The sequence below is a fragment of the Microbacterium sp. ACRRU genome (genome assembly GCF_022346945.1).
Taxonomy (GTDB): domain Bacteria; phylum Actinomycetota; class Actinomycetes; order Actinomycetales; family Microbacteriaceae; genus Microbacterium; species Microbacterium mcarthurae.
The window spans coordinates 1-21,604 of the sequence record NZ_JAKRNI010000028.1; the positions used below are offsets into that span (position 1 = coordinate 1).

Genomic DNA, 21,604 nt, shown 5'->3' on the forward strand with positions numbered 1-21,604 from the left:
CATGACCGCCGGCACTCATCGCTCGGATACCTCGCACCGGTCGACTACGCTCGGCAATGCACCCATCAACTGGAAACCGACGACTCGCACAGCGACCGGACCGAATGAAGGGGGCGGCCCACTGGCTCCACGCGGCTTCCGTCTCTGCAACCGCGCCGTTGGAACGTGTACCGCGTGATTGCGCTCATCATCCTCGTCGTCAGCGCAGTCGCTGCCTTGGTGTGCGCTCTCGCAGTCGGCGGTGGCGCTGCCCCCTTGCAACTAGCCGACGCAGGGCCCCTCGCAAGGTGGGGGCTGCCAGTGTCAAAGCTCGTCGTAAACATGAGCGCCGCGGGGATGGGAGGGGCGCTCTTTGTCGCCTTGTTCACGGTGCGCGTCGAACAGCGCGGGTTTGAATTGGCGTTGGATGTTGCCGCGGTATGTGCCGCCATCTTCACTGTGGCATCTGCTGCTACTGGCTTCTTCAGCTTCATGGTCATCTTCAACCCCGCGTTCAATGCCGGTCCCGAATTCGGGTCTCAGCTTGGCCGGTACCTCGTGCAGACCGAGGGGGGACGTGTGTGGTTGATGACGACCATCGCGGGTGCCATTCTCGCGGTGCTCACATTTGCGGTGCGTTCGTGGGGCGGGACAGCAACCGTGGCACTTCTCGCGCTGGCAGCGCTTGTCCCGATGGGAACACAAGGCCATTCAGGTGATGAGGCCTCTCACCAGCAAGCCACGACAGCCATCGTCATACACCTCATCGCCGCAGCGGTCTGGCTCGGTGGTCTGCTGCTGGCGATCATTCGTTCCGTCACTTCCAAGAGTGAGATGGCGACAGTTCTGATGCGGTACTCCACCATCGCCGTTATTGCCTTCGCGCTCGTCGCGTTCTCGGGCACGGTTCGAGCCGCCATCGGCCTAGAAACTCTCGGTGCTCTCGCCTCCCCTTACGGCCTCATCCTCATCGTCAAGGTTGTAGCCCTCACCGCCATCGGTGTTCTGGGGGCGATCTACCGACTGCGTCTACTCCGAAGGATGCGCGCCAACCCCAGCGACGCCAAGACTTTCTGGCTGCTGTTGTGTGCGGAGTTGGGATTGATGGGGATGGCTAGTGGAGCGGCTGCCGCTCTCGCGAGAACACCGCCGCCGATTCTCCCCGAACCTGCAGGCGCGCTCACACCCGCTGAGGTACTCACCGGCGCTCCGCTACCTCCTGAGTGGACTATGTCGCGTTGGTTCACGGCGTGGAGCCCCGACCTGCTGTGGTTAGTTGCCGCCGTGCTCGGACTCATCTTCTACGTGAGCGCTGTGCTGCGGCTAAAGGCGCGTGGGTACCGATGGAACCCCTGGCGGGCGACCGCGTGGGTGGCAGGGACGCTCCTCTTGGTATGGGTCACTAGCGGAGCGTTGGGCGCTTACCGTAGCTACATCTACAGTGCGCACGTTCTTGGGATAGTCATTCTCCTTGTCGGGGTGGCGCCCCTTCTCGCAGCCGGGGCGCCAATCGAGCTCGCCCGCAAGGCAGCCCATCGCCGCGAAGACGGCAGCAGGGGAGGGTATGAATGGGCGCAGGTGCTCATGCATTCGCGAGGTGTGCGTTTCGCTTCGGCACCCGTGGTCGCTGTCCCGGCCACCGCGATGTTGATTTGGCTGCTTTTCAGTTCTGACCTCCTCCGTTGGACAGTAGGGGATCTCCTAGGGCGGCAAATGGCGACGGCAGCAACCCTCGTCGTGGGATCTCTGCTCGTGCGTGGCTTGATAGGTGGTGACGGGTCCAGCCGCCGGCCGACACAGATGAAGCTGCTGATGGTCGTCGGTTTAGCTGTGGCGATGGCGGTTGTATCTGTGTACATCTCTACTGCCGGTCTAGTAGCCGCCGACTGGTTCGGTGCGATGGGCCGCACCTGGGGTAGAGCACCAGCCGAAGACCAAGACTTCGGTGGAGTGGTGCTGGCTGCTGGCTCCGCGATCGCGGTCGTTCTGGGTGGGTGGGTGGTGTTCCTCTCCCGTGCGCGGTAGAACGACGTCCTAGATTCCTCATGCGGCGTGCGACAGAAGCCGTCATGGCTGATCTGAGGTGCTCTACCCGCTCAGCGGTGATGGTCGTCGTCGTGCTCTTCCTCGAGGAGCATTCCCACGGAGGTGGCGCAGGCGTCGCCGCGCCATGCCTCGATACCCTCTCGGATTGCGAAGGCGGCGATGACGAGTCCGGCGATCGCATCGGCCCACCACCAGCCGAACAGGCTGTTGACAATGAGGCCGACGAGAACCGCGGCGGACAGGTAGGTGCAGATGAGGGTCTGCTTGGAGTCGGCCACAGCGGTTGCCGATCCCAGCTCGCGGCCCGCGCGTCGTTCCGCCAGCGAGAGGAATGGCATGATGACGACGCTGAGCGCGGTGAGCACGATTCCGACAGTGGAGTGCTGCACGTCGACTTGGCCCACGAGCGCGAGCACCGACGTTGCGGTGACGTAGGCGGCAAGGGCGAAGAACGCCACGGCGATAACGCGCAGCGTGCCCTTCTCCCACCGCTCGGGGTCGCGGCGGGTGAACTGCCAGGCCACGGCTGCCGCCGAGAGGACTTCGATCGTGGAGTCCAGGCCGAACCCGATCAGCGCAGCCGATGAGGCGACGGTGCCGGCGGTGATGGCGACGACGGCCTCAATGAGGTTGTAGGCGATCGTCGCGGTGACGATCCACTTGATGCGGCGTTGGAGAGTGTGCCGGCGGTCGTCTGTGGGGCGAGGGGTGGTGGTGGTCATGCGCAGGTGCAGCTTTCTCCGGCGCAGCAGCCCGGTTCGACATAGAGGACGACGCGTAGCAGCTCGTCCAGGGCGGGTGAGAGGTGAGAGTCAGCAAGCCGATACCAGGTGCGCCGCCCATCCGGCACAGCCTCCACGAGCCCGCACCCTCGAAGGCACGCGAGCTGGTTCGACATGACCTGTCGGGAGACGCCGAGAGCGTCCGCTAGGTCGGAGGGGTAGGCGGGTGCTTCCCGCAGTGCCAGCAGCACGCCCGCGCGCGTGGAGTCGGAGAGCGCGTGGCCGAGGCGCGCGAGCGCGGCGGTATGCGTCACGGTGGCAGTCGCAGTGGCTGTGGACACGTGTCGACAGTACAGGACTTGCTGAATAATCATCCCCGGTTGGGCGGCCCACTCCGGTGGACGCGCGCAGGGGGATGAATAGGAGTGTTGCGCTACATACCCTAGGGGGGTATGGTATCTAGGTGAACGGATACGAGGGCAACAAAGACGACCTCCAGAAGCGGCTGCGTCGCGTCGAGGGTCAGGTACGAGGGATCGCCCGAATGGTCGATGAAGACAAGTACTGCATCGACATCCTTACGCAGGTCTCCGCCGCGACGAAGGCTTTGGAGACGGTTGCTCTATCCCTGCTCGGGGATCACCTCCGCCACTGCGTCGCGGAGGCGAGCGCAGAGGGCGGCCAGGTTGCCGCAGAGAAGATTCGTGAGGCCAACGACGCGATTGCACGGCTCGTCCGTTCCTGATCCCGCACCGACCCCAGAGGAGCAAATCATGACCGACCGCATCGACCTCGGCCTGAAAGACACCAACGCCGGCTGCGCTTGCTGCGCCACGTCCGCAGCGACAGACGCACCCGCGTCCACCGCGGCGACGGTGACAGAAGACGTCCTGGTGACCGGAATGACATGCTCGCACTGCGTGTCGAGCGTCACGGAGGAGCTGACTGCGATCGACGGTGTCGAGAATGTCACGGTAGACCTCAACGCCGGCGGTACGTCGCGCGTCACCATCCACAGCTTGACCCCGATCGATGCCGCCGCAGTGCGGGCCGCGGTGGAGGAGGCCGGCTACACCCTGGCCGGCGCACCCGCATGAGCGCGGTCGACGTCGAACTCGATATTTCCGGGATGACATGCGCGTCGTGTGCGACCCGGATTGAACGCAAGCTGAACAAGCTTCCCGGTGTGGAAGCAACGGTGAACTACGCCACCGAAAAAGCACGTGTTCGCGGGAACGACGTCGACCCTGCCACCCTGATCGCCGCCGTCGAATCCGCGGGGTACCAGGCGGCTCTCCCCGCACCGCCACCGAGCGGTGATATCGATGAGAACACCCCAAACCGAGAGGACGGCGAGGTCGGGGCGCTACGGCGGCGTCTGCTGATTAGTGCCGCCCTGTCGCTGCCGGTGGCAGTGTTGTCGATGGTCCCGGCGTTGCAGTTCGAGTACTGGCAGTGGCTTGCCCTCACTCTCACCGCCCCGGTGGCGGTCTGGGGCGCGTGGCCGTTCCACCGGGCCGCGGCCGTCAACGCCCGACACGGCGCGGCGACCATGGACACCCTCATCAGCGTTGGCGTCATCGCCGCATTCGGGTGGTCCCTTTACGCGCTGTTCTTCGGTGGCGCAGGCGTGCCCGGCATGACGATGACGTTCACCCTCGTCGGTACCCCGCAGGCCGGGGGCCACGAAATCTATCTGGAAGTGGCCGCGCTGGTCACCGTCTTTATCCTGGCCGGGCGGTATGCCGAAGCGCGCGCGAGGAAATCATCGTCGGAGGCGTTACGGGCGCTGCTGGAGATGGGCGCGAAGCACGCCACGCAGCTCGTCGACGGCGCCGAACGGATGGTGCTGGTCGCGCAGCTGTCGGTCGGAGACACTGTGCTCGTTCGACCGGGGGAGAAGATTCCCTCCGACGGGCTGGTGATCGATGGTGCCTCCGCCGTCGATGCCAGCATGCTCACCGGAGAATCAGTCCCCGTCGAGGTGACGACTGGGTCGCGTGTCGTAGGAGCGACGGTGAATGTCGGCGGCCGCCTCACCGTAGAAATCACCCGGGTCGGCGCCGACACCGAGCTCGCGCGCATGCGCCGGCTGATGGAGGAAGCCCAAACCGGCAAGGCCAAGGTGCAACGCATCGCTGACCGGGTGTCGGCCGTGTTCGTCCCGATCGTCATCGGACTTGCCGCCGCCGCCTTCGTCGGCTGGATGATCGCTGGGGCATCGCTGGAACAAGCGTTCACCGCCGCGGTCGCGACACTAATCATCGCGTGCCCGTGCGCGCTTGGCCTCGCCACCCCCACCGCCCTCTTGGTGGGCACCGGCCGGGGCTCGCAGCTGGGAATCTTGATCCGTGGACCGCAGGTGCTGGAGCAGACCCGCACCGTCGACACCATCGTGCTCGACAAGACCGGCACCGTGACCACCGGCAAGATGACCGTCACCACCGTTCACCCCGCCCCTGGTGTCACCCGGGACGAGCTGCTGCGGGTCGCCGCTGCGGTCGAGGCGGGCTCCGAGCATCCCGTCGCCCGCGCGATCACCGCCACCGCGCCTGGTGCATATGCGGACAGCTTCGCCTCGCACGCCGGGTTCGGTGTGCAGGGGATCGTGGACGGCGCCGCGGTGGTCGCGGGCCGCGCCTCCTGGCTGGCCGAGCAGTGGGGCATCCACCCACCGTCGGAGGCCGCAGCGGAGCTGAACACGCTCGCTCGTACCAGTACCGCAATCGCGGTCGGCCGCGACGGGCGGTACCTGGGCGCGATCGGCGTGGCGGACACGGTGAAGCCGACCAGCTCGACCGCCATCGCACTGTTCCGCGCACTCGGGCTGCGCCCGGTGCTCCTCACCGGCGACAACGACACCACGGCCGCACGGATCGCCGCTGAGGTCGGCATCTCCGACGTGCACGCCGGCGTCACCCCCGCCGGGAAGCTCGAAGTGATCCGCTGGCTCCAAAACGATGGCCACGTGGTCGCAATGGTCGGTGACGGCGTCAACGACGCCGCGGCCCTCGCCGCAGCCGACCTCGGCCTTGCGATGGGGGGCGGCACGGACGCGGCGATCGCCGCCAGTGACATCACGATCGTCTCCGGCGACCTGACCGTCGTGGCCGACGCGATCCGACTCTCCCGCCGCACCCTCCGCACCATCAAGAGCAATCTGTTCTGGGCCTTCGCCTACAACGTCGCCGCCATCCCGATCGCCATGGCCGGGCTGCTGAACCCGCTCGTCGCCGCGGCGGCCATGGCGCTGTCGTCGGTGTTCGTCGTGACCAACAGCCTCCGGCTGCGCCGGTTCCGCCCCGAGCCGGCACCCGTGCACATCGCCCGCACTCCCATGCCCCAACCGAACCTGAATCGTGCGCCGTGGCGGCGCACCCAGCGAAGGAGGCTCCCATGAGCCAGCACGAACATCACAACCACTCGGCCCGCACGAACCACCAGGGCCACAACGCTCCGGCGGCAACGGCAGTACACGACCACGTAGCGATGGGCCACCCGCACGGCACGGATGATCGGGCACCTGCGGCGGGGCACGCCGGGCACGGTCACGCCGACCACGGCGGTCACGCCGGTCACGGTGATCACGTCGCCCGGTTCCGGCGGCTGTTCTGGATCATGCTGGTTCTCGCGGTGCCGGTCGTGGCTTTCTCCAGCATGTTCTCGATGCTGATCGGCTACCCGCTGCCGGACGCGGCGTGGGTGGGATGGGTGTCCCCGATTCTCGGGACCGTCATGTATGTCTGGGGTGGCGCCCCGTTCCTTACCGGCGCCGTCAGCGAGCTGCGCGCCCGCAAGCCCGGCATGATGCTTCTCATTGCCCTCGCGATCACCGTCGCGTTCCTCGCGTCCTGGGGGGCAAGCCTCGGGCTGTTGCACCACGAGTTGGACTTCTGGTGGGAGCTGGCGCTGCTGGTCGTAATCATGCTTCTCGGGCACTGGATCGAGATGCGATCCCTCGCCCAGACCACCTCCGCCCTCGACTCCCTCGCCGCGCTCCTGCCCGACGAGGCCGAGAAGGTGGACGGGGAAACCACCGTCACCGTCGCCCCCGCTGAGCTGCAGGTCGGTGACGTGGTTGTGGTCCGCCCCGGTGGGCGGGTTCCCGCGGACGGGCGGATCGTGCAGGGCTCGGCCAGCATGGACGAGTCGATGATCACCGGAGAATCCCGCCCCGTTCGCCGCGGCGACGGCGATCAGGTCGTCGCCGGCACGGTCGCCACCGACTCCGGAGTTCGCGTAGAAATCACCGCGGTCGGGCAGGACACCGCCCTCGCGGGCATCCAAAAGCTCGTCACTGAGGCTCAAAACTCCTCCTCTCGCGCGCAGCGGCTCGCGGACCGTGCTGCGGGGTGGCTGTTCTGGTTCGCGCTCGGCGCGGCCGCGGTCACCGCCTTGGTGTGGTCCCTGGTGGGATTCCCCGACGAAGCGGTCATCCGCACCATCACCGTTCTGGTCATCGCCTGCCCGCACGCCTTGGGACTGGCGATCCCGCTCGTCGTGTCGATCGCCACGGAGCGTGCCGCGCGCGGCGGTGTTCTGATCAAGGACCGTCTCGCGCTGGAAAGCATGCGCACCGTCGACACGGTGCTGTTCGACAAGACCGGCACACTCACCAAGGGAACGCCGGCCGTCACCGCGATCGACCCTGCCGAAGGGGTCGATGCAGACGAACTGCTGGCCTTGGCCGCCGCCGCCGAGGCGGACTCTGAACACCCCCTTGCTCGGGCGATCGTGAACGCCGCGAAAGAGAAGCAGCTCACCGTCCCCTCCTCCAACGACTTTGAATCGTCACCGGCCGTCGGTGTCCGCGCGCAGGTCACCGGGCGCACCGTCCAGGTCGGCGGCCCCTACATGCTCGAGCAGGAGAAGGCCGCTGAGCGGTCGATCGCGAACGAGTGGCGCAAGGAGGGTGCGATCATCCTCCACGTTCTCATCGACGGGCAGGTGGCAGGAGCGCTGCGCCTGGCGGATGAGATCCGCCCTGAATCGCGCGCTGCGGTCGACGCGCTGCACCAGCGGGGCGTGCAGGTGGTCATGATCACCGGAGACGCCGAAGCGGTTGCCGCCTCCGTCGCCGCCGACCTCGGCATCGACCGCTTCTTCGCCGGGGTCCGCCCAGAAGACAAGGCATCCAAGGTCAAGCAGCTCCAGAACGAATCCCGCAAGGTCGCCATGGTCGGCGACGGGGTGAACGACGCACCCGCCCTCGCACAAGCCGATGTCGGTATCGCCATCGGCGCGGGCACCGACGTCGCCATCGCGTCCGCCGGGGTCATCCTCGCCAGCGACGACCCCCGCTCCGTGCTGTCCGTGATCGACCTGTCGCGGGCCAGCTACCGGAAGATGAAGCAGAACCTGTGGTGGGCCGCCGGATACAACCTCATCTCCGTCCCCCTCGCCGCCGGAGTGCTCGCCCCTATCGGGTTCGTCCTCCCCATGTCCGTCGGAGCGATCCTGATGTCGCTGTCCACGATCGTCGTCGCGCTCAACGCGCAACTCCTGCGTCGGCTCGACCTCAGCCCGCAAGCCGTCGCCGCGAAGTAGTTTCCCCGCGCCCGCAACCCCCCGAATCGTCCCCGTCGCCCGCTCGTATCGTGGCAGGCGCCGGGGACGGTCCCCGGGAAAGGACCAGCGAACATGACTGCTATCGATCAGATGCTCACTACTCACCCCAAGGCCGCGTCCATTGAGGCCGCGGACGTACTCGCCCGCTGCATTGAGGCCTGCATCGAATGCGCGCAGACCTGCACCGCGTGTGCCGACGCGTGCCTGTCAGAAGACATGGTGGCCGAGCTGGTGACGTGCATCACCAAAAACGCCAACTGCGCCGACATCTGCACCGCGACCGGTGCGGTGCTTTCTCGACAGACGACGGTGGACGTCGAGGTGGTTCGCGCTGTTGTGGAGGCATGCCGCACCGCGTGCGCCGCGTGCGCGCAGGAATGCGAGCAGCACGCCGACATGCACGAGCACTGCCGGGTCTGCGCAGAGGCATGCCGCCGCTGCGAGCAGGCGTGCAACGACCTCCTCGCGGCGTTGTAACCCACCAGTTCCCGTCACCCACTCGCGGGCAAAGCGCGCGTTGGCCGTCAAGCGGCCCACCCGCCCTCGCCGGCGAAAGTTAGCCTAGAAACCGACCAGGAGGTGAAGATGTCGCTGATTACCCTCGCGCAGCATGTGCGTGGCCAGCGTGCATTCACCCGCACCCTGCTGATGGTGCTCGCTGTAACCGGCGCCGTCATCGTGGGGCTCCTGGCAATGCACTCCCTCAACACCCACACCACCGCCTCCGGACATGGCGACACGGTGGCTGTCGCGGGAGAGGTATCGACCCATCACGATGCGTCGCCCCTCTCCGCCCAGCTGAACACGACCGCCGCCCACGACGACGGCTGCGGCGACTGTGGCGACGATCACGCCATGGCCTGGATGGCGTGCGTGTTGGCGCTGCTTGTCAGCGTGCTCGTGCTCGCACGTCACCGTATCGGGTGGCGCATTACCGTCCGAGACGACGTACTCCGCGCGGTACAGGCCCGGTGGCCCGCGCCCGCACAGATTGTCCCGCCACCTTCCCTCACGGTTCTCTGCATCAGTCGCACGTGATGACGCGTACGCCCGCCTTCCGCGCGGGCAACGCATCTTCCCGCACGACAACCGTCGTGCCTCATCACCGACCGATGGAGACAACCACCATGAAGACCCGCGCCGCGGCGACCGCCGCGTTCACTCTCGCGACCCTGCTCACTCTCGCCGGATGCTCCGGCGGGACCACCTCGGGCGGCAGCATGCCCGGAATGGACCACGGCAGCAGCAGCAGTGCTAGCCCCGCGCAGTCCGCGGACGCCAACGAGGCGGACGTCATGTTCGCCAGCATGATGATCGAGCACCACACTCAAGCGATCGAGATGTCCGACACGCTCCTGTCGAAAGACGGCATCGACGAGCGCGTCACCGCCCTGGCGGAGCAGATCAAGGCCGCTCAAGAACCTGAAATTGCGACCATGGAAGGGTGGCTCGAGGACTGGGGAGCCACCTCCTCCGACATGGGCGGCATGGACCACAGCGGCGGCGGCATGATGAGCGAGGACGACATGCAGGCCCTCGAGCAGGCCACCGGCACGGACGCCGCCCGACTGTTCCTTCAGCAGATGATCGAACACCACCGCGGCGCGATCGAGATGGCCCAGGAAGAGGCCAGCAACGGCCAGAACAGCGACGCCGTCGACCTGGCGAACCAGATCGTCGAGTCGCAGACGTCCGAAATCGCGACCATGGAGGAGCTTCTGGCAACTCTCTGATCACCCGGGTGGGGCGCGGAAAACCACCGCGCCCCACCACCCGATCAGACGAAACGCACCCCCAATGCAGCACCACCACACCAACCTCACCGCGCCGGGCTCCCGCACCCGCGCCTTGTCCTTGGTCACCCTCGTCCCCATGGTCGCGCTCGCTCTCGCAGGCTGCGCCGGTTCACCGTCCCTCACCGGTGACGACCACCCTGAGCAGCCGCTCACACACGTGCACGGCATCGTTGATGACCCCGCCACCGATGGGTTCCTTATCGGAACCCACGAGGGCATCTTCACCGTCACCCGTGACGGTGAGCTGGGCGCCCGCCTGGCGAAGACGGACTTCGACGCGATGGGCCTGACCGTCCTTGACGACACACTCGTGGCATCTGGCCACCCCGGTCGGACCACCCCGCCCGAGCTGGGAGCCCCCAACCTGGGCATCATCCGAAGCTCCGACAACGGGCAGAGCTGGCAACCCACCGCATTCACAGGCGAGAAAGACTTTCACGCCCTCGCCGCGGACCCCCGCGGAACGCTCTACGGCGTCGCCACCGACGCCAATGAAATGCTCACCAGCACAGACGGCGGTGTCTCCTGGCAGCCCACCGGGGCACCCGTCTACGCCATGTCGCTCGCCGTTGACGCAGCAGGGCGAGTGATGGCCTCCACCGCGGATGGTCTGCTGGTCAGCACCGACCGGGCTGCCACATTTCAGGCGTGGCCGGATGCTCCCCTTCTTGCCGGGCTCAGCGCCTCCCCGGACCACAACCGCGTGGTCGGTATCGGCACCCAGGGACGGATCTGGGCCACAACCGCGGGAGCGCAGAACTGGTTCGAAGTCGGAACGATCCACGGCACCGCCCAAGCCGTCACCATCACCAACAACGGCGACATCCTCGTCGTCGATGACAGCGGCCTGAGCCTCATCCCCTACCAGCAGTAACGCGCATCGCGGCGGGCACCGCCCTCCGCCACCCGCGAAGGGCCCGCACGAATACCCGTGCGGGCCCTCCTCGTTCCCAGATCAGCCGCGGTGCTGGGAACCGTCACCGGTGCTCCCGCTGATGGGAGCGTGGTCTCGACGGAGCAGATACAAGGCTGCCCACCCGAGCAGGCCGAGCGTTGTGAAGATGTCAGCCACGTTGAAGATGGCGAACCAGTCGACAGCGATGAAGTCGACCACCTCTCCGCTGAGCGGTCCGGTTTCAGCGCGTGTGGTGCGGTCCCACAGGTTGCCGATCGCGCCGCCGAGGGCGGCAGCCAGCAGCGCAGTAGCGCCCATGCTCTGCCTCCGCAGCACTCGGATGACGATCCACGTGAGCAGCGCGGCGACAAGGACCATAACGCCGACGACAAGCGGCGCTCCCACATCGCCGCCGAGACCGAATGCGACCCCAGGGTTGAACACGAGGCGCAGGGATACGCCCAGCCCAAGGTCGATATCACGGCCTCCGTCGAGGTAGGACAGGGCCCACGCTTTGGTGAGTTGGTCGACCGTGAAGGCGGCAACTACGGCAGCAGCGGCAGCGAGGAGGCGTGTGAACCTGCTCACGACAGGACTTCGATGAGACGAACGATCACGCCGGACTCGACCAGGATGTACAGACCCAACCCGATGAACACGGCCGGCACGAGCCAGTGCTCGATCTTCTCAAGAGCCTCTGTGACAGCCTTGCTGGTACCCACGAAGCGGGCGATAAGACACCACACGGCAACGAGTACCAAGAACACGATGATGGTAACGATGGTGTCCGGAACCGGGTTGGTGCGGAAGACAGGTGTGTACAGCGAGATGTTGTCGGCACCGTTCGCGATGGTAATGCCGGCAACTCCGAGCAGGCCCCCGGCGCTGATGGAGCTTTCGTCGTCGTCGTCATCGTCGCCGCGATGTCGGAGCGTACGAATCAGCCCGTACACACCGATCGCAAGTGGGACCAGGCCCAGCAGCCCGACCCATTCATCCGGAACGATGGTGAGGCCTGCGGCGGCGAGGCTGCTGATTGCGACCAGAGCGATGAAGCCGAGGTACTGTCCGGCCACGACCTTCCATCCCGGGAGGGCTCCGCGTGCGGACGCGAGAAACAGAACGGTGAGGACGACGATGTCGTCGATGTTCGTCGCCGCGAACAGGCCGATGGCGGCCACGATGGTTCCGATCATCGGGCGTCGCTCCCGTACGTCTTGCACAGATCGACCTTGAAACCCGTCGCGGCGAGGAGTCGCTCGGCCGCTTCGAGAACATCGATCACCTCGGGAGTGGAGACAGAGTAAAAGTTCTGTCGGCCCTCACTGCGGGCAACAACGAGTCCGCATTCGCGGAGGCATCCAACGTGCTCTGACACGGTTGACTGCGCCAAGCCGAGTTCGTCGGTGAGGTCCCTCACCCGCGCTTCACCAACGGACAGCCGACGCAGGATCGTCAGGCGACTGTGATCGGCAAGAGAGTGGAACAGAGATACAGCAGCTGCGAGCTCTTGTGTCATCGGCATGTGACGATCATATCGGTAACTGCCGATTAATAAGTGGTGCGAAACCGATGGGTTTCGTACCGCCTTCCAGCCCGGTGGGTCTTCACGTCGTGGCGGAGGCTGCCGCGCCGGCGGCGGACGTTAGCGGCTTACTCCGCCTGACAAGGCCATCGCCGAGGGTGTGGGTGCTTGCCTGCTCGGACGGTTCCACCAGCGGTTTATGCGAGATGTGCATTGCTTGTGGTGGGTTGGTTGGTGTGTAGTCCAAAGGGCAGTTTTCGCGGCGTCGAGAGGGGTGAAGTGTCCGATGGGGCGGGAGTCGCTGTCGAAGGCGGTCCACTCGTCGCTGGGGCTTCGGGTGATGTATCCGAACAGTTGGTGGGCACAGGCGCCCATCACGAAGTCATTCTCGATGTGTTTCCACGTCGTGGGTGCGTTGGATCCTCTTGCGCCGAACATAAGCCGCTCCTTTGCGTGCCGGACGGCGAGATCGTGGCATCCCGCAGGGGAAGCGGAACGGGGATTGCGCCGCATCTCTCTGACCACTAGGTGCAGGCGCGGGTGCGCATCAGGCCCCGAGCTCAACATCCCAGCCTGATCAGCGAGCTAACGCAGGTAGCCGGACAGATGCTGCGGCTCGGCGCTGGCGCAGATCAATCGAATCGAGTGGCCGGCTGCATCCACAGCGTTGTGCGGGAGTGAGCGCCTACTCGGTGGCAGCCGTCTCCGGTTCTGCCTTCGGCTCCATATCGGGCTCGAAGTGGCCCAGCGACTTCTCTTGCAAGAACGCGCACAGCTCGGCCGCAACCTGAAGCTCGTGAGTGAGGGCGTTGAGTTCGAAGCTGGTCAGATCCAGAGCCTCGGTGGAAGGTTCAATCAGTACGTGCCACGCGAGGTCTTCATCGTTTTCGCGCGGTTCGATCCAGACGGTGTTGGGGGCGTTCTCCAGGGGCATGACGACAAGCCCGGTGTCCTGGCCCCCGTGGCCTTCTTGGATTGCAACGCGGACATCCTCGCCGGCGCCGCGGGCGGCGATGAATTCTGCCACCCAATGCTCGAGGGTGTTCTTGCTGTGGAATGGCATGGCGAGTCCTTGAGGTCGGCGAGGGAAGGAAAACGGCCCACCCCAGAGGGGCGGGCCGTTATGAGTATGCGGTGTCGTTACGCCGCGGCGGCGAGCTGCACGCGGTGAGCAACTTCCTGCTGCTGCCAGGTGGCGGCATTCAGCATCAGCCCGGACGACATCGCAGCCTGGTCAGCGAGCTGGCGGAGGTAGCCGCCGGACAGGCGTTGCGGCTCGGCGCTGGCATACTCAAAGCGCATGGAGATTGCAGGCTGCACCCACAGCGTCGTCCGCGTGTGCGCGGCCTCTGTGTCCGTCCACGTGATGGTGAAGGACTCGTTGCGGCGGAGTTTGGTGGACAGAACGACCTGCAGGTACTGCAGCAGGCGATCGTCGATCTCGATGGCCTGGGGGTCCGAGCTGTAGAAGAGCTTTCCCATGATGACTCCTTGCGGTGAGGGGTGCGGGGGTGAATCAGAAAAAGAGGGGGGCGACGACGCCCACGGCGGTCGCAGAAACCACAACGGCCGCAGCGGTCACGCCGATGTACCACCGTTGGGCCGCGACAGCGGTGCGAGAGGGAACGAACGTCTGCCGACGCAGACGTGAAGGTTGTCCCCAAGCGAACGCGTTGCTAGTCATGGCGGCCTTCCTTCCATTAGGTCTTGGGCTGTCAACCCCGGTGATGATCAACGTAGCAGATTGTAAACACAGTTAGGTAATCCAGTTGAGTGTCACTGCTGCTGACGACTACCAGGCGTAATCATCACCGGCGGAAGGTTAGATGGTTAGGTATAGTGCTTCGAGACATACGCAACGTAGGGAACGGGTCCATGACGGTAGAAACAGGCGACACATCGCCGCTCTCGGCGGCGCTGACGTTCTACTCCCAGGAACGTGATGCCGCGGCGGCGCGTGCTCGAAAGCAGCTCGGCGTCAACGAGCTCGAGGCCAACGCCATGTCTTACCTCGCAAAGAACCCCGGAGCGCGACCCTCAGAGCTGGCCAGCTATCTGCGTGTCACGTCTGCCGGCATCACCACGATGGTCGAACGGCTCGTGCGCCGCGAAATTATGCGCCGCGAAGCTGACCAGGTGGACCGCCGCGTCAACCACATCCACCTGGCGGTCGACATCGAGAAGGAGCCGTGGTCACAACTGGCGCTGTTCGATGCCACGTGCCGCCAGCTCATCGCGCACCTGGACCCCAAGGTCGAGGCCGATTTCGCCGACTTCCTTCGCCACGCCACGCTGGCCGCGCGTGAAGAGGCTGCACGTGTCGACCGGGCCGTCGCCTAGTTAGCTCTGCGCCTCGGCCGCAAGTTGAGCCATATGCTCAACGGACTTGCGCTGGAGAAACGCGCACAAGTCTGCGGCGTGGGAGATCTCACGGCACAGATCGTAAACGGAGTCTGGGGATAGCTCCGTCACCTCAGGCTGTGCCTCGAAAGTGACGCGCCAGTCAGGTACGCCCACAGCAATCGGTGCCAGGTACACGGACGTTGTTGCGTTTGCCAAAGGAAAGATGACCAGGCCGCTGTCGACGCCATCGACGGGATCCTGATCGGCAACGAACGCGACAGCGCCTCCGCCAGTCCCGCTTGCGGCAAACTCATCGAGCCACGCGCTCAGCGTGTCTTTACTGCGAAACGGCACCCTGCTGCCTCTTCAATCTCCCTGGCGGATCGTTCTTCCGCCAGCCGATCGTACGACATCGTGGACGCCGCCCATCAATGTACAATCGCAACAGCTGCTAGCTCGAAGATTCCTCCACGAGCTGACATGCGCGCTGTTGCAGGTAGTCACAGAGGTGCGCCGCCAACAACAACTCTTCAGCGAGATCACGAAGGCCGTGACCGTCCAGCTCGGTGAGTACTGGCTGCGCACGCTACCCATAGGCCGCCAGCGCAGCGGACGCTAACCGTGCCAGCAGTGCAAAACCGATCGGTTTCGCTCCAATACGGTTGTCGAAGGACATGTAGTCGCGCCTGCCGGGGCTGGCCTTCACCGAGCTGCGGCGTGTGCTTGCTGAGCGGGGGCGGGTTCGGTCCAGTGGTCGAGGTCGATTATGAGGCCGCTGGTGCTGTTTGCTTGGGCGGCGAGTTGCTGGAGGTATGCGCCTACGAGGGGTGTTGCTTCGGGTGTGGTGTAGGTGAAGCGGAGGGGGATGTTGGGGTTCATCCAGATTGTGATGCGAGGTTCGGGGTTGGCACGTTGGGTCAGGGTGAGGGTGAAGTTCTCGCCGCGGCGGAGCTTGGTCGCGGCGATGACTTGGATGTAGTGCAGGAGGCGATCGTCGATGATGGCGTCGCTGTTGCTGTAGTAAAGGTTTCCCATGGGCCCTATCAGTCGGATGGTGGGCGCGCGCAGGGAGTGACGGGCCTGTCGCACGAGACGGCGGTGCCGCTCACATATGAAGAGCACGACAGGGCCTGCTCCGTCACAAAAATGTTCGGACCCCGGGCGGAGGGTGTTCCTCAGATGGTGATGCTCGCGATTTGCACCGTGATGCGTGCGGATTTGTCGGGGTGTGCGGATCGCAGATGATCAGCGATGTCGCGGGCAATAGTGGGGGCGGGGCTGCTGTGGGTGGCGACTCGGGCCGATATGGTCGTGCGCTCGTTCGTGGTGCGTAGATTCACGATGGGCTCTGGGGCTGGTGAGGTGCCGAGGGTGGCAGCGATCGCTCGTGCGATTCGTGTTGGTGTGGGCGCTGAGGGGTACACGGCGGTAACTCCCGGAACGCTGAGGACGAGGGTGGTCAGGTCCTCCGGCTGCGGAGAGGGGGTGGGTTGTTCGCTACTCATCTGGCGTCGTCTCCTGCAGCCGCGTCGTGGATGTTTTCGACAGTGATGTTGAGGGCGTCGATGTGCAGCTCGGTGTGTTCGTGAAGGACCTTCATTACCTGTTCGCGGAGCTGGGTGAGCAGTGGTGGCATCGGCGTGTGTGTGGCGATGCTGACGGTGATGTTGACATGTACGGGGGCGTGTGGTGTGTCGGCTTCACCGGTGATTCGACATGCTCCGACCAGGATGCCGGGGATGGTGTCGCTGACGTCACGGATGAGGGCACGTACGGCTCCTTCGGTGATGCTGAGGCTCACCAAGGGGTCGGGGTGGTGCAGGGGGAGGTCGCGTCCGGCCCGAAGCTCGGCGCCGATGTTGTTGATGATGTCGTTCAGCCAGGACGGGGGAGGAGCAGGCACGGTATCGGCGTCGTGTGCGATCAGATCGCGGGAGAGGTGGGAGACACGCTCGAGAGCGCGCAGCGCGTTGACGCACTCCGGGCACTCCTCGATGGCGGGGTCGTAGGGGGTGCGGTCGTGGGCGAGGTAGGTGCTGAGCTCGTCGAGGGTTTTGCCGCAGTCCAGGACGGTGCGGTCGGAGTTGGTGTCGGTCATCGCCATCCCTCCATTCGGACTGTGATGTTCACTCGTGCTCGTGCGAGTTTGCCGCGTGCTTGGCCGGTGGTGACCCCCATTGCATCGGCAATGTCTTGGTAGCTCAGTCCCGCCACTTCGCGAAGGAGCCAGCATTGCCGCTGATCCTCGGGCAAGGCGTCCAACGCTTTGGAGAGTTCGCGCAGTTGCGCGTTGCGTATTGTCGTCTCCTCCGGGTCGTGTCCGGTGGCTGCATGGTCGGCCGGGAAGACTGTTTCCGGGGGGCGTTTTTTGAGGTGGGCGAATGCGCGTCTCGTGGCGATACGCATCATCCATGGCTTGGCTTGGCTCGGGTCACGCAGGGTGGGCAGTTTCTTCCAGGCGACGACGTAGGTGTCTTGGAGGATGTCGTCGGCGTCGGTGTAGCTGCTGACGATGCGAGCGATGTAGGCGCGCATGATGGGTGCGTGTCGGGTGATGAGGGTGCGAAAAGCGGCCACGTCCCCGTCGACTGCTCGCTGGACAAGCAAGTCGTCGGCTGCGGCGGCCAATCCTTGATTGGACGGAGAACCGCTGGTCGTGGTTGGGGGCATGGACTCCGCTTACCTTTTTTGTGACGATCGCACCGTGTCCGCGCTCATGTGTGTGACGGTGCCGCTGCACATGCAGCGAGTGAATTTATACCGTAAGTCGACCGGCTAAGTGCTGCTTGCCCGTCCAAGCCCTCGATCCACTCGTGGAAGGACCACCAGCTATGACCACCTCCGACAACGACGCTGCTGCGGCGGCGAAAGACCGCTTCGAAGACGCCACCGACGCGCTGCAACACGCCTCCACGAACGGCAGCGACGGCACCGCTCGTTCCGGCAGTCACGTCGCTGACCATGTCTCCGTCGAGATCGACGAGGCGAAACAGCAGGCCGAATCCGCCATCGACACGACCCTGCAGTCTGCAGTGAACGCCGTGGAGGGAGCGCGCGCCACCTACCAGCGGGACCCGAAGAAGGCACTCATCACGGCCGGCGCCGTCGCGATCGGACTCGTGGCCCTCGTCACACTGCTACGCCGCCTCTAACAACTCCAGACCACCTATCGACCTCAGTCACACCCATAACGAAGGAGCAACCCATGTCCACTCCCACCAACGACGACGCGCAGCTGTCCGCCGACGAAGACTCCTACGAAGGCGCAGACGTCGAAGTCTCAACCGAGACCGACACCACCTCCAAGCCCGGCGGGCTCGGTGAAGACGGAACCATTCCGAGCGACCCTAACGGTGTCGCCGCCGGGCACACCGGCACCGCCTCCAACTTCAACCCGGAAGAGGATGAGGACGCGCACTGACTGTACGCTGCGCTGACAGCTCGACGAGCACGGAGAAGTTCGATGTCCCCGGTGTGGGGCCCGTGCTCGTCGAGCTGTGCGCGCATCACTTCACCCTCACGAACGAACGGATGATGCTGCTCGGCACCGTGACCCGCCTCACGGGCCGAGCCGTCGACGTCGTCGACTACGAACGTGTCGCGCAACACCTGCACGACATGGGGGTCATTTGAGGCTGCGCCAACGGGAGCGTCTGAGGGTGTGTTATCGGCGTAGCTGCCACCACTTTCGCCTGGGGTGTGGGCGTGGCGTTGACGGCTTTGGTGGGGAGGGCGCGTCAGGACCGTCGGCTGCTTCTTCGAGCCGGATTTGGCGGCCTTCTTTGACGTCGCTGCGCTCTTTCTCGGCCTGTTTTTTGCTCTTTCGGGTGTCGCGGGCGGGCAGCTGAATGTCTTCTTCGGCGGCGATGCCGCCTTGCAACTGGCGGCCGCGTTCGAGTTCGGCGTCGAACTCGGCGCCGAACAGGAGGGCGAGGTTCGCGATCCACAGCCAGAGCAGGAAGATGATGACCCCGGCGAGCGAGCCGTAGGTGCGGTCGTAGTTGGAGAAGTTGGCGACGTAGATCCCGAAGCCGGCGGTCGCTATAGCGAGGGCAGCGATGGCGATGATGGCGCCGAGGCTGATCCAGCGGAACTTCGGCTGTTTGGCGTTGGGGGTGGCGTAGTACAGCACCGCGACGAGGAACACGATGACGAAGAGCATGACCGGCCATTTCGCGATGTCCCATGCGATTTGCACGCCCTGACCGAGGCCAAGGGCGTTGCCGATAGCGGTAGTGACATCACCCGAGATGACGAGACCGAGCGCGACGAGGACAAGCGCTACCACGGCAATGACGGTGACCAGCAGCTGCATCGGGCGCAGCTTCCAGAAGGGGCGTCCTTCGTCGATTTCGTAGATGCGGTTCATTGCACGGCTGAAAGCGCCCACGTATCCGGATGCTGACCAGAGGGCGAGGGCGATACCGGTGACGAGTGCGATACCGGCGCCTCGAGATGACGCGATCTGCTCGATCGGTTCGCGGAGCGTGTCAGCGGCGTTGGGGGCGACGTCTTGGATGATGCCGATGATGGCGTTGGCGGCGGCGTCGCCTTGGCCAACGACACCCAGTACGGAGAAGATCGCAATCAGCGCCGGAAATAGTGCGAGGACGGCGTAGTACACCAGGCCCGCGGCGGCGTCTGTGCACTGGTCAGCGGAGAATTCCCGCACTGTCTTTCGCAGCACGTACTTCCATGACCGCTTCGTCAGCTCGGTGGGAGAGTCTGGCTTCTCGTCAGCGTCCGGGTGCGGCGCATCCGCGCTGGTCTTATTGCCTGGTTTTTGCTTCAGCATGTCCGTCCCGAGGGTTCAGAGCACACCGCGCGTGTGCGGGCGCATTTCAGTGTCCGACATCAGGTGCCCCCACTGCAGGGGCTTGCCTGCCCACAGGCACCGCGTCCCGTGGGCTCAAGAGTCCTCGAGGTCGGTTCGCGAACGCGCAGCGTCTACGAGCTGATTTGCCTCGCGTCGCGAGTAGCCAGTACGGAGAATCTGGCGGAAATGACGCCGTTGATGCCGGGGTGTAGGGGTCGGCCATAAGCGATAGGGAGGTGTTCCGCCGTGCGGGCGGCCCGAGTTTGGCGGGCTCCCTTTGCCCGAGCATCGGCCTAGCCTCCCTTATTTCCTTGGCGCTTCCATCACGTAGCCGGCGCCGCGAACGGTGCGAATGAGCGGCTCCTGGCCGGCGTTGGTCTTCCTGCGCAGGTGATGGATGTAGAGCTCGACGACGTTGGAGCTTCCGCCGAATTCGTAGTTCCAGACGCGGTCGAGGATCTGCGCCTTCGACACCACGCGGCGTTGGTTGCGCATGAGGAAGCGCAGCAGCTCGAACTCCGTCGCCGTCAGCTGGATCTCGCGGTCGCCGCGCACGACTTCGTGGCTGTCCTCGTTCAGCGAGAGGTCGCCGACGCGCAGGATGGGCTCGGAGTCGCGGGTGAGGGCGGTGCCCGCGCGTCGCATGAGCCCGCGGAGGCGTGCGACGACCTCCTCGAGGCTGAAGGGCTTGGTGACGTAGTCGTCGCCGCCGGCGGTGAGGCCGGCGACACGGTCGGCCACGGAGTCCTTCGCGGTGAGGAAGAGCACGGGGACGTCGTTGCCCGAGTGCCGCAGTCGCTGCAGGACCGCCATGCCGTCGAGGTCGGGCATCATGACGTCGAGCACGAGGGCGTCAGGTTCGAAGTCGCGGGCGGCCTGCAGGGCGTTGAAGCCGGAGCCGGCGGTGCGCACTTCCCAGCCCTCCATGCGCAGTGCCATCGACAGCAGGTCGGTGAGCATCTGCTCGTCGTCGATGACGAGCACGCGCGTCATTTCGCAACCACGACGGTGCCGGGGCTTTCTGCCAGATACGTCACAGACGAAGCATATGAGTGTCGGGCGGTCGTAATGCTGGCTTCAAGCGGCGCGAGGTCTGCACTGCTACCGCTTTGCGCCCCGGATTATTCGAAGCGGAACCGATCGGTTACGTGCCGTCGTGACGGTCAGATGATGTCGTAAGGCGACTCCTCATCGTCGAACACCTGCCCAGAATGGTTGCGCCACCCGTCGCCGCCGCCGTCGGCGAGGCCGCTATCAAGGCGCACTGTGGAGGAAGCGATGGTGATCGAACTTGCCGCCGCCGACACGAAGATGCTGAGACGTTCGCCCCCGTCCAGCGTGACCGTGATGAAGCCACCGCCGGCGCGCGTGGCGCCGAGAACCTGAGCCTCGATATCCCCGACGCTCTCCAACGGCGCGAGAGCATGGGTGGCACCATTCACGGTCAGCTGAACCCGTTCGATGCTCTGAGTCATGCGGTACAACGTAGATGTCGCTAGGTCTCACCGGCATCGGGGTTGCACCATCGGAAAGCGCGTTGCACACTGCGACTGTTGTCACGCCTCTACCGGGTGATTCCGTCGGTCGGCGTCGCGCGCGAGTTGGTCCGGAGTGCGCCCGGCCGGCTCATCAAGCACGTGAAGTCCCTGTGGCGAGTTGGCGGCGTCGGTCAGCATCCGCAGCCAGGACGGGTTGAGCTGCGGTGTGTGGCCACCCTCGTATCTAAACGCCAGCTTGACTCCGGGGTACAGGTAGACGCTTGTCCGGCCACCGCCGAGGCTGATGTCGATCTTCCATGTGAAGGTGAACCGCTCCCCGCGGCGGATCTTCGCCACGATGACCGCCTGCAGGTGAGCGAGCTCCCGGTCATCGAAGTCGGCACTGACACTCGAGTCGTACGTGAATCTCCCCATC

The 21,604-nt window shown here is 65.2% G+C and carries 28 protein-coding genes; 13 read left to right on the top strand and 15 right to left on the bottom strand.

The features are described from left to right. Window positions 1–174 precede the first annotated feature (174 nt). Window positions 175–2,004 (top strand): cytochrome c oxidase assembly protein, encoded by a 1,830-nt coding sequence (locus MHY30_RS15395; protein WP_239277139.1) that lies wholly within the window; start codon window positions 175–177, stop codon window positions 2,002–2,004. Window positions 2,005–2,075: 71 nt separating this feature from the next. Here the strand turns inward: MHY30_RS15395 and MHY30_RS11935 are convergent, their stop codons facing one another. Both MHY30_RS11935 and MHY30_RS11940 read right to left on the bottom strand, forming a co-directional pair. Further along, entirely contained in the window at window positions 2,076–2,747 is a 672-nt protein-coding gene (locus MHY30_RS11935) for a cation diffusion facilitator family transporter (protein ID WP_058233657.1), read from the bottom strand. Further along, window positions 2,744–3,121 (bottom strand): helix-turn-helix transcriptional regulator, encoded by a 378-nt coding sequence (locus MHY30_RS11940; RefSeq protein WP_076677834.1) that lies wholly within the window; start codon window positions 3,119–3,121, stop codon window positions 2,744–2,746. Before MHY30_RS11940 ends, MHY30_RS11935 begins: the two co-directional genes overlap by 4 nt. An 89-nt stretch (window positions 3,122–3,210) precedes the next feature. On the opposite strand from MHY30_RS11940, the gene MHY30_RS11945 reads away from it, so the two are divergent. The 8 genes from MHY30_RS11945 to MHY30_RS11980 all read left to right on the top strand — a co-directional run bounded on the left by MHY30_RS11945 (window position 3,211) and on the right by MHY30_RS11980 (window position 10,985). After that, entirely contained in the window at window positions 3,211–3,492 is a 282-nt protein-coding gene (locus MHY30_RS11945; RefSeq protein WP_058233655.1) for a metal-sensitive transcriptional regulator, read from the top strand. A 28-nt stretch (window positions 3,493–3,520) separates the two neighbouring features. Then, the gene (locus tag MHY30_RS11950) at window positions 3,521–3,844 is read left to right on the top strand and encodes a cation transporter (protein ID WP_058233654.1); all 324 of its coding nucleotides are present in this window, start codon (window positions 3,521–3,523) and stop codon (window positions 3,842–3,844) included. Next, entirely contained in the window at window positions 3,841–6,147 is a 2,307-nt protein-coding gene (locus tag MHY30_RS11955) for a cation-translocating P-type ATPase (RefSeq protein WP_239277140.1), read from the top strand. The genes MHY30_RS11950 and MHY30_RS11955 overlap by 4 nt, the downstream gene beginning before the upstream one ends. Continuing rightward, a complete protein-coding gene (locus MHY30_RS11960) occupies window positions 6,144–8,294 on the top strand; it encodes a heavy metal translocating P-type ATPase (protein WP_374204608.1) in 2,151 nt (716 codons plus the stop codon). The genes MHY30_RS11955 and MHY30_RS11960 overlap by 4 nt, the downstream gene beginning before the upstream one ends. Window positions 8,295–8,387: 93 nt before the next feature. Next, on the top strand, window positions 8,388–8,792 hold the full coding sequence (locus MHY30_RS11965) for a four-helix bundle copper-binding protein (RefSeq protein ID WP_108320501.1): 405 nt from the start codon (window positions 8,388–8,390) through the stop codon (window positions 8,790–8,792). Window positions 8,793–8,900: 108 nt separating this feature from the next. Beyond that, a complete protein-coding gene (locus tag MHY30_RS11970) occupies window positions 8,901–9,353 on the top strand; it encodes a DUF6153 family protein (RefSeq protein ID WP_239277141.1) in 453 nt (150 codons plus the stop codon). Window positions 9,354–9,442: 89 nt separating this feature from the next. Further along, a complete protein-coding gene (locus MHY30_RS11975; RefSeq protein WP_239277142.1) occupies window positions 9,443–10,048 on the top strand; it encodes a DUF305 domain-containing protein in 606 nt (201 codons plus the stop codon). A gap of 64 nt (window positions 10,049–10,112) precedes the next feature. Further along, complete coding sequence (locus MHY30_RS11980) at window positions 10,113–10,985, top strand: F510_1955 family glycosylhydrolase (protein ID WP_239277143.1); 873 nt, start codon at window positions 10,113–10,115, stop codon at window positions 10,983–10,985. 81 nt (window positions 10,986–11,066) lie between these two features. Here MHY30_RS11980 and MHY30_RS11985 read toward each other — a convergent pair whose 3' ends face one another. The 5 genes from MHY30_RS11985 to MHY30_RS12005 form a co-directional block, all read right to left on the bottom strand. Further along, window positions 11,067–11,594: a signal peptidase II gene (locus MHY30_RS11985; protein WP_164878281.1), complete on the bottom strand. Its 528-nt coding sequence runs from the start codon at window positions 11,592–11,594 to the stop codon at window positions 11,067–11,069. After that, the gene (locus tag MHY30_RS11990; protein ID WP_108320784.1) at window positions 11,591–12,202 is read right to left on the bottom strand and encodes a cadmium resistance transporter; all 612 of its coding nucleotides are present in this window, start codon (window positions 12,200–12,202) and stop codon (window positions 11,591–11,593) included. The genes MHY30_RS11985 and MHY30_RS11990 overlap by 4 nt, the downstream gene beginning before the upstream one ends. Next, window positions 12,199–12,531 (bottom strand): helix-turn-helix transcriptional regulator, encoded by a 333-nt coding sequence (locus MHY30_RS11995; RefSeq protein ID WP_108320785.1) that lies wholly within the window; start codon window positions 12,529–12,531, stop codon window positions 12,199–12,201. The genes MHY30_RS11990 and MHY30_RS11995 overlap by 4 nt, the downstream gene beginning before the upstream one ends. A gap of 685 nt (window positions 12,532–13,216) precedes the next feature. Next, window positions 13,217–13,594, bottom strand: a complete 378-nt coding sequence (locus tag MHY30_RS12000; protein WP_128218973.1) for a hypothetical protein — start codon at window positions 13,592–13,594, stop codon at window positions 13,217–13,219. A 77-nt stretch (window positions 13,595–13,671) separates the two neighbouring features. After that, complete coding sequence (locus MHY30_RS12005) at window positions 13,672–14,013, bottom strand: hypothetical protein (RefSeq protein WP_239277144.1); 342 nt, start codon at window positions 14,011–14,013, stop codon at window positions 13,672–13,674. Between the two features lie 393 nt (window positions 14,014–14,406). On the opposite strand from MHY30_RS12005, the gene MHY30_RS12010 reads away from it, so the two are divergent. Beyond that, a complete protein-coding gene (locus MHY30_RS12010) occupies window positions 14,407–14,871 on the top strand; it encodes a MarR family winged helix-turn-helix transcriptional regulator (RefSeq protein ID WP_239277145.1) in 465 nt (154 codons plus the stop codon). Here the strand turns inward: MHY30_RS12010 and MHY30_RS12015 are convergent, their stop codons facing one another. From MHY30_RS12015 to MHY30_RS12030, 4 genes are all read right to left on the bottom strand, one after another. Beyond that, window positions 14,872–15,228: a hypothetical protein gene (locus MHY30_RS12015; RefSeq protein WP_108319509.1), complete on the bottom strand. Its 357-nt coding sequence runs from the start codon at window positions 15,226–15,228 to the stop codon at window positions 14,872–14,874. A gap of 348 nt (window positions 15,229–15,576) precedes the next feature. Then, window positions 15,577–15,909, bottom strand: coding sequence for a hypothetical protein (locus tag MHY30_RS12020; protein ID WP_108319511.1), 333 nt, complete (start codon window positions 15,907–15,909; stop codon window positions 15,577–15,579). 466 nt (window positions 15,910–16,375) lie between these two features. Next, entirely contained in the window at window positions 16,376–16,972 is a 597-nt protein-coding gene (locus MHY30_RS12025) for an Asp23/Gls24 family protein (RefSeq protein WP_108319513.1), read from the bottom strand. Continuing rightward, the gene (locus MHY30_RS12030) at window positions 16,969–17,502 is read right to left on the bottom strand and encodes an RNA polymerase sigma factor (protein ID WP_237488854.1); all 534 of its coding nucleotides are present in this window, start codon (window positions 17,500–17,502) and stop codon (window positions 16,969–16,971) included. The genes MHY30_RS12025 and MHY30_RS12030 overlap by 4 nt, the downstream gene beginning before the upstream one ends. Window positions 17,503–17,705: 203 nt before the next feature. Here MHY30_RS12030 and MHY30_RS12035 point away from each other — a divergent pair, with 203 nt between their 5' ends. Genes MHY30_RS12035 through MHY30_RS12045 form a run of 3 tightly spaced genes read left to right on the top strand, consistent with a single transcriptional unit; the run spans window position 17,706 to window position 18,507 of the window. Next, complete coding sequence (locus MHY30_RS12035; RefSeq protein ID WP_108320231.1) at window positions 17,706–18,026, top strand: hypothetical protein; 321 nt, start codon at window positions 17,706–17,708, stop codon at window positions 18,024–18,026. Window positions 18,027–18,079: 53 nt separating this feature from the next. Next, the gene (locus MHY30_RS12040; RefSeq protein ID WP_237488855.1) at window positions 18,080–18,295 is read left to right on the top strand and encodes a hypothetical protein; all 216 of its coding nucleotides are present in this window, start codon (window positions 18,080–18,082) and stop codon (window positions 18,293–18,295) included. A 53-nt stretch (window positions 18,296–18,348) separates the two neighbouring features. After that, window positions 18,349–18,507 (top strand): hypothetical protein, encoded by a 159-nt coding sequence (locus tag MHY30_RS12045; protein WP_160897572.1) that lies wholly within the window; start codon window positions 18,349–18,351, stop codon window positions 18,505–18,507. 31 nt (window positions 18,508–18,538) lie between these two features. On the opposite strand, the gene MHY30_RS12050 is transcribed toward MHY30_RS12045, so the two are convergent. The 4 genes from MHY30_RS12050 to MHY30_RS12065 form a co-directional block, all read right to left on the bottom strand. Further along, window positions 18,539–19,669: a YihY/virulence factor BrkB family protein gene (locus MHY30_RS12050; RefSeq protein ID WP_202401086.1), complete on the bottom strand. Its 1,131-nt coding sequence runs from the start codon at window positions 19,667–19,669 to the stop codon at window positions 18,539–18,541. A gap of 324 nt (window positions 19,670–19,993) precedes the next feature. Next, on the bottom strand, window positions 19,994–20,683 hold the full coding sequence (locus MHY30_RS12055) for a response regulator transcription factor (protein ID WP_108320229.1): 690 nt from the start codon (window positions 20,681–20,683) through the stop codon (window positions 19,994–19,996). Window positions 20,684–20,853: 170 nt separating this feature from the next. Next, a complete protein-coding gene (locus tag MHY30_RS12060) occupies window positions 20,854–21,165 on the bottom strand; it encodes a hypothetical protein (protein WP_108320227.1) in 312 nt (103 codons plus the stop codon). An 81-nt stretch (window positions 21,166–21,246) separates the two neighbouring features. Next, complete coding sequence (locus MHY30_RS12065) at window positions 21,247–21,603, bottom strand: ATP-dependent DNA ligase (protein ID WP_108320225.1); 357 nt, start codon at window positions 21,601–21,603, stop codon at window positions 21,247–21,249. Window position 21,604: the final 1 nt, after the last annotated feature.

Excerpts from the sequence above, each read along its gene's own strand:
- MHY30_RS11935 (WP_058233657.1), bottom strand. The coding sequence starts at position 2,747 with ATGACCACCACCACCCCTCGCCCCACAGACGACCGCCGGCACACTCTC.
- MHY30_RS11940 (WP_076677834.1), bottom strand. The coding sequence starts at position 3,121 with ATGATTATTCAGCAAGTCCTGTACTGTCGACACGTGTCCACAGCCACT.
- MHY30_RS11950 (WP_058233654.1), top strand. The coding sequence starts at position 3,521 with ATGACCGACCGCATCGACCTCGGCCTGAAAGACACCAACGCCGGCTGC.
- MHY30_RS11955 (WP_239277140.1), top strand. The coding sequence starts at position 3,841 with ATGAGCGCGGTCGACGTCGAACTCGATATTTCCGGGATGACATGCGCG.
- MHY30_RS11960 (WP_374204608.1), top strand. The coding sequence starts at position 6,144 with ATGAGCCAGCACGAACATCACAACCACTCGGCCCGCACGAACCACCAG.
- MHY30_RS11965 (WP_108320501.1), top strand. The coding sequence starts at position 8,388 with ATGACTGCTATCGATCAGATGCTCACTACTCACCCCAAGGCCGCGTCC.
- MHY30_RS11970 (WP_239277141.1), top strand. The coding sequence starts at position 8,901 with ATGTCGCTGATTACCCTCGCGCAGCATGTGCGTGGCCAGCGTGCATTC.
- MHY30_RS11975 (WP_239277142.1), top strand. The coding sequence starts at position 9,443 with ATGAAGACCCGCGCCGCGGCGACCGCCGCGTTCACTCTCGCGACCCTG.
- MHY30_RS11980 (WP_239277143.1), top strand. The coding sequence starts at position 10,113 with ATGCAGCACCACCACACCAACCTCACCGCGCCGGGCTCCCGCACCCGC.
- MHY30_RS11990 (WP_108320784.1), bottom strand. The coding sequence starts at position 12,202 with ATGATCGGAACCATCGTGGCCGCCATCGGCCTGTTCGCGGCGACGAAC.
- MHY30_RS11995 (WP_108320785.1), bottom strand. The coding sequence starts at position 12,531 with ATGCCGATGACACAAGAGCTCGCAGCTGCTGTATCTCTGTTCCACTCT.
- MHY30_RS12000 (WP_128218973.1), bottom strand. The coding sequence starts at position 13,594 with ATGCCATTCCACAGCAAGAACACCCTCGAGCATTGGGTGGCAGAATTC.
- MHY30_RS12005 (WP_239277144.1), bottom strand. The coding sequence starts at position 14,013 with ATGGGAAAGCTCTTCTACAGCTCGGACCCCCAGGCCATCGAGATCGAC.
- MHY30_RS12010 (WP_239277145.1), top strand. The coding sequence starts at position 14,407 with ATGACGGTAGAAACAGGCGACACATCGCCGCTCTCGGCGGCGCTGACG.
- MHY30_RS12020 (WP_108319511.1), bottom strand. The coding sequence starts at position 15,909 with ATGGGAAACCTTTACTACAGCAACAGCGACGCCATCATCGACGATCGC.
- MHY30_RS12025 (WP_108319513.1), bottom strand. The coding sequence starts at position 16,972 with ATGACCGACACCAACTCCGACCGCACCGTCCTGGACTGCGGCAAAACC.
- MHY30_RS12035 (WP_108320231.1), top strand. The coding sequence starts at position 17,706 with ATGACCACCTCCGACAACGACGCTGCTGCGGCGGCGAAAGACCGCTTC.
- MHY30_RS12040 (WP_237488855.1), top strand. The coding sequence starts at position 18,080 with ATGTCCACTCCCACCAACGACGACGCGCAGCTGTCCGCCGACGAAGAC.
- MHY30_RS12050 (WP_202401086.1), bottom strand. The coding sequence starts at position 19,669 with ATGCTGAAGCAAAAACCAGGCAATAAGACCAGCGCGGATGCGCCGCAC.
- MHY30_RS12055 (WP_108320229.1), bottom strand. The coding sequence starts at position 20,683 with ATGACGCGCGTGCTCGTCATCGACGACGAGCAGATGCTCACCGACCTG.
- MHY30_RS12060 (WP_108320227.1), bottom strand. The coding sequence starts at position 21,165 with ATGACTCAGAGCATCGAACGGGTTCAGCTGACCGTGAATGGTGCCACC.
- MHY30_RS12065 (WP_108320225.1), bottom strand. The coding sequence starts at position 21,603 with ATGGGGAGATTCACGTACGACTCGAGTGTCAGTGCCGACTTCGATGAC.